This window comes from Arenimonas sp. SCN 70-307, assembly GCF_001724815.1.
Taxonomy (GTDB): Bacteria; Pseudomonadota; Gammaproteobacteria; order Xanthomonadales; family Xanthomonadaceae; genus Arenimonas.
This window is the reverse complement of record NZ_MEDO01000016.1, coordinates 1-13,482: the sequence shown is the minus strand read 5'-3', so window position 1 is coordinate 13,482 and position 13,482 is coordinate 1. Positions and strand designations below refer to the sequence as shown.

Annotated in this window: 12 protein-coding genes; 4 read left to right on the top strand and 8 right to left on the bottom strand. The window is 66.8% G+C overall.

Going from position 1 to position 13,482, the window contains the following annotated elements:
• Window positions 1–21: 21 nt before the first annotated feature.
• On the top strand, window positions 22–786 hold the full coding sequence (locus tag ABS41_RS09635) for a hypothetical protein (RefSeq protein WP_290593364.1): 765 nt from the start codon (window positions 22–24) through the stop codon (window positions 784–786).
• Between the two features lie 9 nt (window positions 787–795).
• Here ABS41_RS09635 and ABS41_RS09630 read toward each other — a convergent pair whose 3' ends face one another.
• Complete coding sequence (locus ABS41_RS09630) at window positions 796–1,269, bottom strand: OsmC family protein (RefSeq protein WP_290593362.1); 474 nt, start codon at window positions 1,267–1,269, stop codon at window positions 796–798.
• A gap of 81 nt (window positions 1,270–1,350) precedes the next feature.
• On the opposite strand from ABS41_RS09630, the gene ABS41_RS09625 reads away from it, so the two are divergent.
• Entirely contained in the window at window positions 1,351–2,334 is a 984-nt protein-coding gene (locus ABS41_RS09625) for a L,D-transpeptidase (RefSeq protein ID WP_290593360.1), read from the top strand.
• Window positions 2,335–2,351: 17 nt separating this feature from the next.
• Window positions 2,352–3,041 carry a murein L,D-transpeptidase catalytic domain family protein gene (locus ABS41_RS09620; protein WP_290593358.1) on the top strand — a complete coding sequence of 230 codons (690 nt, stop codon included), beginning with the start codon at window positions 2,352–2,354 and terminating at the stop codon, window positions 3,039–3,041.
• Window positions 3,042–3,056: 15 nt separating this feature from the next.
• On the opposite strand, the gene ABS41_RS09615 is transcribed toward ABS41_RS09620, so the two are convergent.
• The 7 genes from ABS41_RS09615 to ABS41_RS09585 form a co-directional block, all read right to left on the bottom strand.
• The gene (locus ABS41_RS09615; protein ID WP_290593356.1) at window positions 3,057–3,815 is read right to left on the bottom strand and encodes an outer membrane beta-barrel protein; all 759 of its coding nucleotides are present in this window, start codon (window positions 3,813–3,815) and stop codon (window positions 3,057–3,059) included.
• Between the two features lie 103 nt (window positions 3,816–3,918).
• Complete coding sequence (locus ABS41_RS09610) at window positions 3,919–4,257, bottom strand: DUF3703 domain-containing protein (protein WP_290593354.1); 339 nt, start codon at window positions 4,255–4,257, stop codon at window positions 3,919–3,921.
• Window positions 4,254–5,636: a type II toxin-antitoxin system HipA family toxin gene (locus ABS41_RS09605; protein WP_290593352.1), complete on the bottom strand. Its 1,383-nt coding sequence runs from the start codon at window positions 5,634–5,636 to the stop codon at window positions 4,254–4,256. The genes ABS41_RS09610 and ABS41_RS09605 overlap by 4 nt, the downstream gene beginning before the upstream one ends.
• Entirely contained in the window at window positions 5,630–5,896 is a 267-nt protein-coding gene (locus tag ABS41_RS09600; RefSeq protein WP_290593350.1) for a helix-turn-helix transcriptional regulator, read from the bottom strand. Before ABS41_RS09600 ends, ABS41_RS09605 begins: the two co-directional genes overlap by 7 nt.
• A gap of 95 nt (window positions 5,897–5,991) precedes the next feature.
• Entirely contained in the window at window positions 5,992–6,498 is a 507-nt protein-coding gene (locus ABS41_RS09595; protein ID WP_290593348.1) for a GNAT family N-acetyltransferase, read from the bottom strand.
• Window positions 6,495–6,773 (bottom strand): DUF1778 domain-containing protein, encoded by a 279-nt coding sequence (locus ABS41_RS09590; protein WP_290593346.1) that lies wholly within the window; start codon window positions 6,771–6,773, stop codon window positions 6,495–6,497. Before ABS41_RS09590 ends, ABS41_RS09595 begins: the two co-directional genes overlap by 4 nt.
• A gap of 100 nt (window positions 6,774–6,873) precedes the next feature.
• Window positions 6,874–7,518, bottom strand: a complete 645-nt coding sequence (locus tag ABS41_RS09585) for a plasmid pRiA4b ORF-3 family protein (protein WP_290593344.1) — start codon at window positions 7,516–7,518, stop codon at window positions 6,874–6,876.
• A 740-nt stretch (window positions 7,519–8,258) separates the two neighbouring features.
• On the opposite strand from ABS41_RS09585, the gene ABS41_RS09580 reads away from it, so the two are divergent.
• Window positions 8,259–13,241, top strand: a complete 4,983-nt coding sequence (locus tag ABS41_RS09580) for a hypothetical protein (RefSeq protein ID WP_290593342.1) — start codon at window positions 8,259–8,261, stop codon at window positions 13,239–13,241.
• Window positions 13,242–13,482: the final 241 nt, after the last annotated feature.

The window sequence follows — 13,482 nt, the reverse complement described above, 5'->3', positions numbered from 1 at the left end:
GCGCGGGCATAGAATGGGGCCATGAAGGACCTGCGCTCCCTGCTGATCGACTGCCGCATCGAACTGCGCAAGCTGGCGCGCGACTTCCAGAAGACCGAGCTGTGCGAGCGCCTGGACCTGGCCATCCAGCAGGCGGCCAACGCCGGCCCGGCGGCAGCCGCCGAGCCCGTGAACGAGGCCGCGCCGGGCGCGCCCACCGAAAAGGCCCAGACCGTCAGCCAGGTCGCCCTGGCCTGGCAGACCGCCGCGCGCGACCTGAAGTTCTCCGACCCGGCCATCCATGCCCGCCTGGGCGAGAAGGTGATGCGCCTGCTGGGCAGCAAGACCCTGGCCGACCCGGCCACCGAAATCCTGCAGCTCGAGGCGATGCTCAAGGAGGCCGAAGGCAGGCTGGCGTCGAAGGAGCAGGCGATGAAGGCGCTGGAAGTCGAGCGCGACGCGCTGCTTGGTGCCCTGGCCAGCGCCGCGCCCGCGCTCAAGGACGGCGGCGATCGCCTCGCCGTGGCCCTGGCCCGCGTGGCCTGGCTCAAGGCCGCGGCCGAGAAGGCAGCGGTTGCGGGGCCGGCCCCGGCCAAGCGTGCGCCCGAACCGCAGGACACCGTGCCCACGTCCGAGCTGCTGGCGGCCGTGGCCGCCGGCGCCGCCGTGCTGAGCAAGGAACAGCGCGAATGGTGCGTGGGCGAGGCAATGGTGCTCACCGGCTTCCAGTACACCCCGGTCGAGCTGCTCGAGCAGGGTGATGCCGCCATCGCGCGGCGGATCGTCGAGGCGCGAAAGGGCGCCTGATCGCCGGGCTCAGGCGCCGGCTTCGAAACTCTTGTCGCCCATCAGCACGCGGCCTTCGGCATCGCGCACTTCGACCTCGACGTCGATGCCGTTGCGCACGCTCTGGGTGACCACGCAGAACTCCTCGAACTGCGACAGCACGCGCTCGAAGGACTTGTGCGCGCCGGGCAGCTCGGCCAGCGTGATGACGGCGCGGGCGCGCGGGATGCGCCAGCGCCCGGCCTCGTTGCGCGCCATCTCGCCGCGGATCTGGGCAGTGATGGGACCGGGCTGGTTGCCGAACTTGCGCAGGGCGAAGGTCAGGCTGGCGGCCAGGCAGTTGGCCACCGCGGCCAGCAGCAGCTTCGAGGGATTCGGGCCGTGGCCCTGGCCCAGCGGCGCCGGCTCGTCGCTCATCAGGTCGTCGATGCCTTCGCCGAACTCGATGCGGAAGGCATAACCCTCCTGCTGGTGCAGGGTGACTTCGATGGTCTTGTTTTCCATGCCGGAGCTCGCGTGCGGGCCAGGCCACCAGCATAGCCCGCGCCGGGCGTAACATGGACGAAGCTTGCCGGAGGGTTTCGCATGGCGGTTTGGCACTGGCTTGGCCTGCTGGCCCTGGGCACGGCGACGCTGCAGCCCGGCCAGTTCCGCTGGACCCCCGAGGTGGCGCCGGCCGGCCCGGTGCTGGTGCTGGTGAGCCTGCCCGACCAGCGCGCCACGGTGTACCGCAACGGCGTGCGCATCGGCGAAGCCTCGGTGAGCACGGGCAAGCCCGGCTACGAAACGCCAACGGGCGTTTTCACCATCCTGCAGAAGAAGCGCGAGCACTACTCCAACCTCTACGACGATGCGCCGATGCCCTTCATGCAGCGGCTGACCTGGGATGGCGTGGCGCTGCACGCCGGCCACGTGCCCGGCTACCCGGCCTCGCACGGCTGCGTGCGGCTGCCGCGCGATTTCGCCGAGCGGCTCTTCGAGGTGACGTCGCGCGGCATGACCGTGGTGATCACCGACCGCGCCGACGTGGCGCCGATGCTGGCCGAGCCCACCCTGTTCCCGCCCGTGCCCAAGGCCGCCGCCGGCACGCCGGCCAGCGAGCTCACGCTGCCCGCGCCCGCGGGCGCCGACTACACCTGGCAGCCCGGCGTTGCGCCGCCCGGTGCGCTGACGGTGGTGCTCAGCACCGCCGACCGCCAGATGGTGGCGCTGCGCGAGGGCGTGGAGCTCGGCCGGGCGGCGGTGTCGGTCACCGGCACGGCGCCCACGGGGACGCGCGCCTACCTGCTGCTCGAAGGCGTGCGCAGCGACGTGGCGCCGGTGCTGCCCGACCGGCCGCGCCGCCGCTGGCTGCGCGTGCTGGGCGAGGGCGACGACGACCCGGCCAGCGCGCTGGCGCCGGCCGGCCTGGGCATCGACCCGGGCTTCGTGGCGCGGCTGTACGACGTGCTGGCGCCCGGGGCCACCCTGGTGGTCACCGACGAACCGCTGGGCCTGACTGCCGGATTTACCGTGCTGCAAGCGGGGGATGAAAACCCGCCCGGGCAGCCACAGATGGAAGGCCAATGACCCCGCGGAGCCAGCCCATGGCCCTGAACCGACTGCTGGCCCTGGGCCTGCTCGTGCTGGCCGCGCCCGTCGCCGCCGACACCGCCCTGCTGGGCGAACTGCGCGCGCAGGCGCCCGACGCCGACCCGAAGGTGCTGGCGCTGGCGCTGGAGGCGCGCGATTGCGCGAAAGACGCCGCGCCCGATGCCGAACGGCTGGCGGTGATCGACTACTCGCGGCCTTCGACCGAGCCGCGGCTGTGGGTGTTCGACCTCGAAGCGCGCAAGCTGCTGTTCGCCGAGCACGTGGCGCACGGCCGTGGCAGCGGCGAAAACCTGGCCACCGCGTTTTCAAATCGAAACGGCAGCCACCAGTCGAGCCTGGGCCTGTTCGTCACCGCTGAAACCTACCAGGGCGGCAACGGTTACTCGCTGCGCATGGACGGGCTGGAGCCCGGCGTGAACGACGCCGCCCGCGAGCGGCTGATCGTGATGCACGGCGCGCCCTACGTCGATCCGCTGGCCGCCGCGCTGCAGGGCCGGCTGGGGCGAAGCTTCGGTTGCCCGGCGGTACGCCCGGCGGTGGCGCGCGAGGTGATCGACACCCTCAAGCAGGGCCAGCTGCTGTTCGCCTACTACCCCGACGAAGACTGGCTGGAAGAATCGCGATTCCTGGGATGCGGCCGCGACGCGCTCGCGCGCGGCAGGACCGGGGCCAGCCAGGGCTGACCCCGGTCCGGTGGATCAGAAGCGGTAGTTCAGCGCGAGGCGGAACGTCTCGAAGTCGGCGTTCTGGCGCACGGACTCGGAGTAGGCCGGCGAGGTGAAGCTGCTGCCCGGCAGGTACTCGGTGTCGAAGTTGATCGAATCGACGTCGGCCATCAGCCACTCGCCGCGCAGCGACCACTGGTTGCCGAAGTCGTACTCGTAGGCGACGCCGATCTCGGTGCCCTCGAGGGTCTGCGAGCGCCCACCGGCCTTGAGGTAGTTGCCGTTGCTGACGATGCCGGCGAAGGCCTGCGCATCAACCTGCACCCAGCCCACGCTCAACGAGAACAGGTGGCTGCCGCTGGCCCAGCCGATGCGGCCCTTGAGCGCGAGCTTGTCGTCGAGCTCGATGGCGTTGCCGTAGTCGTAGGTCAGCGCCGGGAAGGCGGTGGTGGCGATGGGGCCGGTGATCCGCGTTTCGTCGATGTCGAGCTTGCTCCAGTCGAGCTCGGCGCCGAGCACGAAGCCGCTGGCGAACTGGTGGTTGTAGCCGACCTGCACGCCGTACGCGGCACCGCTGGCGTCGAGGTCCGGCGACAGGCCAGCCGCGACCTCGTCGCGCAGGGCCTGCGATTCGCTGGACCAGGCGCCGCCGAGGGTGGTCTGTGCTTCGGCGTCCGAGTCACCCTGGCCCGCGTGGAAGCCGGCGTACCAGCCGGTCCAGTCACCATTGGCGGCCATCGCGCCCGGGGCGGCGAGGAAGAGGGCGGCCAGGAGGGAAATGCGCTTGTTCATTGGGGGCGTCCTTCGTTGTTGGGGTGCCCGGCCGGCGCCTTTGCGCCCCCGGACCCTTGTGAAAACGAAATGAAGGGCGCGCAGGTGCCAGCCGCCCGGCGGCTCAGGACTCGTCGAGCAGGGCCTGCAGGTCCGGCGGCACCGGCATGGGCTGGAGGGCGCTGACGTTGGCGCCGCCGGTATTGCCCACTGGCACCCAAATGCGGGAGAACAGAGTAGCCGCCACGATGCGCGCCAGTTGACCGGCCATTTCCCGGAGATCGCTGCGAAGCCAGCCCACGTGCAGCATCCCGAGGTGGCTCTGGATGTGCCGCCGGGTATGCCGCTGGCCCAGGATGTGGGCCCGCTCGAGATGGTGGAAGGCCCGGTCAAGGTCGCCGGCCAGGCGCGCGGCGCGGGCCTGGTTCCACTCGTGGGTGAAGGCTTGGGCGAGGCGGGTCATGGTGGTGGGGAGTATGCCGCCAGTTGTGATGCCGCGTGCCCAAGTCCGCGCAGCACCGGGTCCGCGACAAGGTCGGGAAAGCCCTTCGGGAGACTGGCCGCAACGTCGGAAATCACGCCGGGCGTCCGGCCGACAAGATCGTCGATGATTGCCTCGAAGTCGCGCCCGTCGTCCTCCAGCACGCCATGGCGCTTGCCGAGCGCCAGCCAGTGCCGGCGCTGGATCTCCTTCATCTTCCAGTGCGCGTTGGTCGAACGGATCGCCATCGCGAGGCGGATCTTGTGCTCCGAAAGCAGGCCGGGGCCCTCGCCGATCAGTGGCCAGGCCGACATCACGTCGTACAGCGGCGTTAGGCGATAGGCGCCTCGTGGCCGTATGGAGAGACTGAAGTTCTTGGCGTGCCCGTCCGGGGCGCGAAGCATCCAGAACACCAGCTGCGCCAGCAGGAAGGTGCGTCGGTCGGCCTGCGGCGTTTCCGACGTGGCCAGCAGGCCCAAGATGCGCTCGATGCCCGGGCCGCCGTCCGACTCGTACTTCAGCGCGGCGGGCGTGCCAGTGGCCTGGCAGAAGTCTTCCTGCGGCAGCCTCGCCAGCCACGGGCCGGCGGGGCCGTCCAGCCAGGCACGATCAAAGCGCTTCACCGCCAGCACCTTCATGTCCTCGAACTGCAGCGGCTCGCACTCGGCCACGGGCAGCCCGTAGGCCGCCAGGATGCGCGAACACAGCCACTCGTTTTCGATCGAATGGCTCAGGTCGAGCTTCATGTTGCCGACCAGGCCCATCGGCAGCTTCAGGATGTGCGTCGTGGGCGTCGAGCCGTGGGGCAGGCACCAGCGGCCGTCGATCCAGGCGAGCGCGGTCTTCTCCTGGGCGCCGGCGATGGAAATGCGGAAATCCCCGTCGTCCGCCGGCATCGCGCCGGCCATCGCCGGCGGAGCCACGGTGCCGCGCAGGAGGGCGGCTACATCGTGTTCGCCCAGGGGCGTCGCGTCGAGCGTGCGGACGTCGCCGGGCGTCATGCCGTCGGGCAGGATCTGTAATGCGCCCACGCAGTCGCGGCCGATCTGCGCCAGCAGGTCGAAGGCCTCGGTGGATCGTGCGCGGAATCGACGCGCGGCCCGTGCCCGGATTTCCTGGCTGTCCGGCAGCAGGTTCTCGAAGTACGCGCGCACGACGTCGCCGCGATGCGGCAAGCCGCCTGGCGTGAACGGAAGTGAGAGCGACAGGGGTCGGCCTTGCGGCGCAGCCTGCCAGCCGGCGTCGTATTCGAGGACATCACCGGCGCTGGCGTCGAGGCGCCAGGTGCCGACGAAGTCGCCGTTCATCCACAGGCCCAGGGCCTGGCGGCGCGGCGTGCGTCCGGTACGGGGCGTCACCATCCGGCACCTCCCGTGGCGGAGGGCTTCGGGTCGGTTCCGTGGCCGCGCGACTGCAGCACCAGGTCCACGCCCAGGATGCCCAGCAACTGCAGCAGCCGGTCGGCGCTGACCTTGTGGGCGTTGCGCTCGAGGGCGGAGAGTGTCTGCTGCGTGATGCCCAGGCGCGTGGCGAGCTGGCCCTGGGTCAGTCCGGCCTGTTTACGGAAGGCCTTGAGCAGGGCAGGCAACTGGTCGGGGGTTCGGACGGTGTACTGGCTCATGGCACGCATCCTGGGCTGTTTTCTGTATAAACAGCTTATAGGCTGTTAAATCAGAAAACGCAACAGGCGCTGTATCTGCCGGCTCCGATGCCGCCTCACTCGCCAACAATCGCCTTGAGGTCCTTCATCAGCAGGAACAGGTGGTAAGGGTCACTGGGGCTGGGCTCGAAATCCCAGCTTTCGTACCACTTTCGCGCGGCATCATCCTTGGCGTGCACCAGAAGGCATCGGATGCCGGCGATATCTGCCGCCTGCGCGGTGCGAAGCAGAGCGTCCTTCAGCAGTGCCTGTCCCAGCCCCTGCCGTTGGTGCGCAGTCGCCACCGCGAGCCGGGCCAGGATCATCGCCGGTACGGGATGTCGGGCGAGGCCTTTGGTGACACGCGTGGCCGCTTCATCGGGCTCGACGCTGCCGACCGCCAGGCTGTAGTAGCCGACCACGTCCTTGCCCTGGCAGCAGACATAGGTCTGCGCACTGTTCGCCTTCTGGCTGACCAGGGCGAATCGTTGGAGGAACTGGTTCAGGGGCTCCCGGCCGCAATCGAAGACTTCGGTGCGGTCGGTGGCGGCGAGCTTGCGGACTTGCGAGTAACCGCCACTCAATCCAGCGCCCCGGGTTCACGCAGGAGCTTACGCAAGCGCGGCTTGTCCTGGACCGGGCGATCGAGGGCTTCCTGGAAGGCCTGCCATTGGGTCTCGTCGAGGACGAACCGGCGGCGATCCGCCAGCGTCTGCGACGCGGCATTCACCCCGGCATCGAGCAGGAACTCGCTGACGTTCTTGTGGCACGCACGCGCCGCTTCCTGCAGCAGCTGCTTGACCGGCGCCGTGGCGCGGACATCGATGCGTTCGGATTTGGATGGGTTGGCGGCAGTCATGGTGCGCACCTCGGGAGACGAGCTAGAGCCATTATGATGTCCGGACAATGTCCTGACAAGCTGGCCGCGGGGGGCTGCCCATCGTCTCATTCAGGCGTAATCAACGCCGGGATGCCAGATACGCCAGCAGCCGTTTGAGTCGAGGCGCCGGGTTGGCGAACTTCACCTGCTGCTCGTCGAAGGCTTCGGGGTCGAACTTGCCGCGCTTGCCCTTCTGGCTGCTGGCCCAGACGTGGGACGACTTGTGCTCCGGGTCCCCGGGGTCGGCCAGGGTTTCGAGCAGGCTTTCATAGCCGCCGGGGCCACCGCAGTCGTCCGGCGGGGCCGAACGCTCGCCTGCGGTGCAGCGCGGGTATTTCTTGCCCGGAGCGGCCGTCAGCGCTTCTTCAAGCGTGACGAGATGCAACCAGCCGTCGCCAAAGTCGTATTCGTACTCTAGGCGAGGGTTGGCCGGGGTCAGGATATCGGCCACGCGGTGCTCCCAATCGGGGAGAGGCGGGTTGTGCCCCGTAGGGCAGGCTTCGCGCTCGTCGAAATCGTCCAGCGGCATCCCGAGGCGCGGATGGCCGTCCCGCTGACCTACGGGCCGGAACTCATGCAGGTGAGTGTCCGTCCACGCGAAAGCGCTCTGGATGGCGACGTGCAGGTCCCAGAAGGTGTAGTCGCCCGGCACCTGCAGGCGGCGCCAGATCAGCGGCTCGATCTCCTGGAGCTCGACCCGGATCTGGAGGATGGGCTGGGGCATGGCGCGCCTCTACTCAATCCGGGCAGGGGGCTCGATCAGGTTTTGTCCCAGATCTGTCCCAGATTTGTCACAGGGGGTTTGGCGCGCCTGGGCTTCGGAAGCCACTACTCTATCCGGCTGAGCTACAGGCGCGTATCTAAAGGACTTTTTCTTCAAACCGGCCTTAAACTGAGTTCAGGCCCTGTGACACTTTACCCGGGCTTCGGAAGGCTTCCACCAACGTCTGGTTGAATAGGTTTAAGTCAGCGGCAATAGGTGACCATGGTGATTCAAGCTACTGATAAATATAACTATTAAATCATAATGCCTTAGACATGAAATGGGGTGCCATCCAAAAGCATCGATTGAGACCGTAAGCAGCCTCGGCTATTTTCTGGCCCATGCCAGCCAACCCTGATGAGTAAAGGCCCTGCTTGAGCGACCCCGGCGCAGCGGCTAGGACACCCTCCGATTGCCACGTGGCAGATCCCTGCCTCGGGTCAGTATCCGTGTTTCACCCGAGTTGGGAAGGGGCATTGGCGAGGGTCTACCTGCAGATCGCCGACAGGCCTCCGCAGGGGGTCCGGGCCTTCCGCAGGACCCTCGCGTTCGTGGCCCGGAACCGTTGCCAGTGGGTGGGACTTGCTGCAGGTCGAAGGGACTGGAGCGACATTGCCACCCGAGGTAAGACAGAGGACTTCCCCCTAGCTACGGCCCTGTTCAGCCTTCCGTCTGTCGGCGGTATCCTCCTCCAACGTACCTTGGCTTGGCTGATTCTCGAGCTCCGTCTGACTGGCTGGTCTGACGAAGAAATTGAACCGGTTTGCAGCTGGCTTCGCGGCCTGTCTTCGGACAGGAAGACCAACAAGCTCCGCGATGCCATCGGCGACTGCGACGGGCTGAGATCGCTTCGGGAACGGATCGCATACCTTCGGACGATCTCCTGCGATCCCAAGGTTCTTACCGGCCACGGAGACTTCGACCTCGCCTGGACGGAGTGGCTAGCAGCTGTAGTTTCGAGGTTGCTCAGGCCCTTGGAGACTACTGCCGAAGGGGACGAGCTCCGACCCCGCCCGCTCGACGGTCCGGCGTCGGACCCTCCGGACCCGCTCCTTGAGGATCCCTCCGAGCCCGATCTCGTTTCTGGCTGGGAGTTGGATGCGGTAGAGGAGACCGGGGAGCGCCACGGCCTGAAGAACCGCTTGGCGGCTGCCATCGGCAAGGAAATCCACCGGCGGTCCAGCCCGGAGCTGCTCAGGGAACCCGACAACATCCTCCCCCGACCCGTGGCGCGGCAGGCCTGGGAGCGCACCGCAGGTCTGATCCAAGCCGGACTCGATGCCAACGACCTCCCGCTGGCAGAGCAGGGGCTCGATTACCTGCTGGGGATTGAAGTCGGCCTGAGCCGGGTCGAGGCTGAAGCCACGGCGTTTGGCGATGGCGAGGCCGTGGCCGGGCCGATCATTGACCTCAAGGTTGGGGCGCTCAGGCGTCCTGAATCCAGACCAAGGGGCGCCTATTCGCCAAAGCCAGAGGCAATCAGTTTCTGGCAATCGACGGGTGGAGACATTCTTTTTCCACTTTCGCCGACGGCGATAAGCCTTTGCCGGCGGCTGCTTGCCCTAAGGGAAAAGTCAGAATCGCATCAAGACACTGGGCTTCTGCTGCCAGAGGTGGTCTCGCCGAAAGACCGCAAGGCCTGGCTGGCGTCCACGGAGGTGCGTCAAACCCTGGGTGTGTTTGAACCGACCCGGTCCGCCACCCGACCTGTCTATCGCCTCCGTATCGCGGCCGAGCTGGCCGGCACGCTCGGACAGGACGCTGCCCAAATCGCGTTCGGGGACACCTTTGGTGCGAGCCCCGCCCCGACCTACTACGGGGCCTTCCCTGCGGAGATGCTTGCCCATCGGGCGGGATTGGCCAACGTCGGGCTTCAGGACCCTGATTCCCCAGAAGGGACGGAAGCTGGCGCAGAGGAAACCGAGGCGCGGGTTGTCAGCACCCTGCTGACGTCCGAGCTGCGGGCTCAGTGCACCCACATGGTCGGTTCGCGGGTGCGCCCTCATCGCGAAGCATTCGAGGGCGCTTGGGCAGCGGTGGGGATTTCCAGCAAGCCAGGCCGCGGGCGCCCCAAAGTAATGCGGGACGTGGACGACTGGCGGCGGCAACGAGACAGCCTCGCACTGCACCTCATGTTGGCGACCGGCCACCGGCCATTCATGGCGTTGGGTGCGATCCACCTGACGGACTTCCTCCCGACCAAGGCCATGGCGCTGATCCGAGACAAGCGCTCGGATCCTGCGCGGCTTACCCGACTGGTCGGAACGGGCTGGAGATTCATGGGGGCCCTCGCGTCCTTCGTCGAGGAGCTGCGTCGCCTCGCGAAGGATCTGCAGGCCACCGCCGCCGCTCGGGACCTCGCTCGCAAGATCCTCCGAGGCGCGGAGCCCGTCTTCAGCCTCCCGGCACCCAACGGTTCAGTCGAGCCTTTGGACGTCGGCGAGCTCCTGGCTCGACTGCCGGCGGTCTGGGCGGAGCGCCCGAATCTTCATCGCCACGCCCTCGACCAGGCCCTTATCCGGGCCGGCGTGGATCCCGAGCATCGCTACTTCCAGATGGGATGGCTGGAGGGCGAGGTCCACGCCGTGTCCGACATGGCGCCCTATCCACCTGAGGTTCTGGGCTCGATCCTTGCGGGCCCGATAGATGAATGGCTCGAATCGGTGGGCTGGCTGGGCGGCCATAACCCCAAAGACCCACAAAGCATCCTGGCCGACATTCCGCTGCGCGACTTTGACCAAGCCGCGCAAGAACATCGTGCGAGCTTCGAGCGGCGCATCCATGAGCTCAAACGCGCCCTCAATGAGCGCCGTCGGGAAATCACCCCAGTCGTCCAGAAGGAGCTCATCGAGGGTCTTGGGCGCCTGCCGACGTCTGCCGTCCTCGTTCCTTACCTATCCAAAGGTGACCGCGGTGAGCTTCGCCTGCGGCTCAAGGACCCGAATGCCGAACGACCCCGCATTACGCCGGATATGGTGGATGTGGTTCTGGCCCGGCTGCGCTCACCGCGCTACGAGCCCGTCCATGCCTACTTGGGGGCGCGGATACTGAGCAGCGCTCTGCTTTGGGCCTGCAAGCGCAAGCAGTGCTTCGCCTCTCTTCCGCCGCTCCAGCACCCCTCCTTCAAATCGGTTCCCAGTCCCTTCGTCCCAGGTATCGGCCTTGCGTTGGCAATTTCTGATGAGCTCCGGGCAGCCTTGGTGGTGGCCGCTTCGAGCACAAGGGCATCGAAAGGCGGAGCGATCTGGCAGGCCCATCTGGCCATCTGGGCGATCCTGGCCCACACGCCCTACCGAAGCCTTAAAGAGGCGCAAGTGATTGCCCTCGGCATTGGGAAGGCCACGCACAGCAAGACTAATGGATGGTTGCTGCGCGTTCCGCTGGGCGACGGGCATATGCCGCTCACTGGCCCGGCGGCCCCATTGCTCCATCGGTCGGGACAGCGAGCCGGCTGGCAGGACCTGGTCGAAAGGGTGTGTAGCGAGGGGTCGGCCGAGCTCGGGCGATTCCTGAAGGCATTCATGCCAGAACGATTGCCAAGCGGCATTTCCGACACCCAACTGCGCGACTGGATGATTGGGACCTTGCGCACGGCTGGCGCCGCCGAGCTGACCGGGCCGGAGCGCCTGGTGATGAATGGGGTGGTCCAGCCCGCCAGTGTCCGGGCGGATCGCATTGCTGCTGCGGAGGATGGTTTCTCGCTTCCGGGACCCGAGCCCCCGGATGCGCTATCGGATCTGTCCAGCGATAAGGAAAGGAGCCGCAGGAGCGCCGCCTCGCCAGATTCAGCGGGCGACGAAAAAGTTCGCCGGCTTATGCGGTGCTTCCACGCGGACTATCGGGGCGATATTGCCGGTGCGCCAGCCTTGCCGCCCAAGGGACGAATCAAGCAGCTCCTGCCCGAAGTAAAAAGGGTCCTTGGAGAGCTCGGTCGTAAGCCAACGCTGCCGCGCATGACCCTCGGGTATGTAAAGCAGCTCATGGTCACGGGCGGCCCCCGGTCCAAAGGAGGCATGAGGCTCCGAACCATCTACAGGATCTACCACTGTATTGCCCCGTCGCTGGCGGCGGTGCCTGCAACGGTCGATCTGCGTGATGTGGACGAAGAAACCCTGACCAACGCTCTCCTGGCTTCGATTGTCCTGTCCAAAAACAAGGACAAGCCCGATGTCCTCGATGAGGTCCGGCGCTTCCTCGAGTTCGTTGAGAAGGACCATGACATCGCCACGCCGAACTGGGATCTGGTCTATTTGAGTGCGGGAGAAGCCATCCGAGGCAAGGACCCGGCGATCGTTACGGACGCCGAGGTCAACGGCATCCTTCGTGAACTGGCAGAGGATGTCTCGCCGAAAGCCATGGACGGGAAGAGCCCCGTCGAGCGCCGGGAGCGCGAACTGTCCTTCGGCTCCGCCCTGCTGCTCGAGGCGTCGAACGCCCGCCCGCAATCCGTCTACGGACTCACGCTGGCTGATATTCACGTCGGCCCGGACGGTGATTTCATACAGCTGCGAAGCGCTGGGAAGTACGCGGAGGTCAAGACCCGCACGTCATCCGGATTCATACCGCTCGACGGCGAGGTCTGGCAGAGCCACCGCGCCTGGTTCGTCGAATGGATTCAGGGACAGCGTCGACACCGGCCGGAAGAGGATTGGATCCACATACCGCTATTCGCGACGCTGGATGGCCCCCTGGGCGACCGCTATCCGAGGAGGGTCTTTCTTGATCGCCTTGGTGAACTGATTCGGTGGCGGACGCGGCAATCCCGCGGACGTACCTACTGGCTCCGAAAGCGCGGGGTCCGAAACCGGCACGACCGGGTTCGCCGGGCCAGGGCCCCGAGGGCCCGGGATGTCTATCGCGTGCTCAAGGTGTGCGGACACGCAACGATCGCAACGCCTATCGCGTCCTATATCGGGGATCCTTCGGCATGGATGGAGCTGGATCGGCCTGTGAGGGCGGCGGCGGAGCGGGGCGCGGCTTCAGCGCTCTCCGGCCTCCCCGTCGCCACCCTTGACCAGCGCTGGCAGCGTTGGCGCCATGCGAGGAACACCAGCGACGGGCCCGATGAGAGGACTAGGCTGGCCCTCACGCTGCACATGCCTGATCCCGAGTGGCCTAGCGAGGAACTCCCTGATCCACCGCCTTACAAGTCGACCGTGACCGGCTTCCCCCTGTGGGCCGTAGAGAGCGTAATGAACGCGTTGGCCATGGGCTACGATCCTGAAGAGGTGGTCGACATCGTCGACGTTGACGTGGGGACCGCTAAGGCCATCCACGCTCGCTGTCAGGAACTTACCCTTCGAACCCGACGGATACTGTCGAAAGATGACCTGAGCAGGCCCCGAAGGACGCCGGTATACCTCGATCTTATGGCGCTGCTGGACCGTAAACCGCAGGGCTTGGGCGACATGGCGAAGGAGTGGGCCCACTGTTCGCGCATCAAGGTGCCCCGGGGGTCGGTGGCCCTGATTGAACCGGCGGCCGTCGCGCGACTGCGCGCCCTGGCAGAGATGATTGGTTACGAGTTGGGGAGCAGTTCGACCGAAAAGGGAGACGTGGGGTACTTCCTCGCACAGAAGGGCGAGAGCGCCTATGGCAGTGAGCCGGTCCTGGAGTGGGTCTTGGCGGTGCTTTGGGTCGCCGCGGGTTTGGCAGTCTGTCGCGATCTAAGGCTCGCTGCTTGAGCGATCCAATCGTCGAAGCCTCCGAGTTCGTTCCGGGAATGTCAGCAACTGGGTTGGTTTGAGAGACAATCTCGAAGCGCGCCCCTCCATTGTTCCAATCGCGGCGGACTCAGGGCTAATCCCCCATGATTTGGGGGGGGTTACGTAAGCTTCCCCGTCAAGCACACAAGGCAAAAGTAGAACTTTCCTCGTATTGCTGGCGGACCTCGGCGGGCGTCAGATCGCCGAGGGAATCGTGGGG

What these genes read in the sequence shown, in the direction of transcription:
- ABS41_RS09635 (WP_290593364.1), top strand. Translation starts at nt 22, where the DNA reads ATGAAGGACCTGCGCTCCCTGCTGATCGACTGCCGCATCGAACTGCGC.
- ABS41_RS09590 (WP_290593346.1), bottom strand. Translation starts at nt 6,773, where the DNA reads ATGACTGCCGCCAACCCATCCAAATCCGAACGCATCGATGTCCGCGCC.
- ABS41_RS09585 (WP_290593344.1), bottom strand. Translation starts at nt 7,518, where the DNA reads ATGCCCCAGCCCATCCTCCAGATCCGGGTCGAGCTCCAGGAGATCGAG.
- ABS41_RS09620 (WP_290593358.1), top strand. Translation starts at nt 2,352, where the DNA reads ATGGCCCTGAACCGACTGCTGGCCCTGGGCCTGCTCGTGCTGGCCGCG.
- ABS41_RS09615 (WP_290593356.1), bottom strand. Translation starts at nt 3,815, where the DNA reads ATGAACAAGCGCATTTCCCTCCTGGCCGCCCTCTTCCTCGCCGCCCCG.
- ABS41_RS09610 (WP_290593354.1), bottom strand. Translation starts at nt 4,257, where the DNA reads ATGACCCGCCTCGCCCAAGCCTTCACCCACGAGTGGAACCAGGCCCGC.
- ABS41_RS09625 (WP_290593360.1), top strand. Translation starts at nt 1,351, where the DNA reads ATGGCGGTTTGGCACTGGCTTGGCCTGCTGGCCCTGGGCACGGCGACG.
- ABS41_RS09600 (WP_290593350.1), bottom strand. Translation starts at nt 5,896, where the DNA reads ATGAGCCAGTACACCGTCCGAACCCCCGACCAGTTGCCTGCCCTGCTC.
- ABS41_RS09630 (WP_290593362.1), bottom strand. Translation starts at nt 1,269, where the DNA reads ATGGAAAACAAGACCATCGAAGTCACCCTGCACCAGCAGGAGGGTTAT.
- ABS41_RS09605 (WP_290593352.1), bottom strand. Translation starts at nt 5,636, where the DNA reads ATGGTGACGCCCCGTACCGGACGCACGCCGCGCCGCCAGGCCCTGGGC.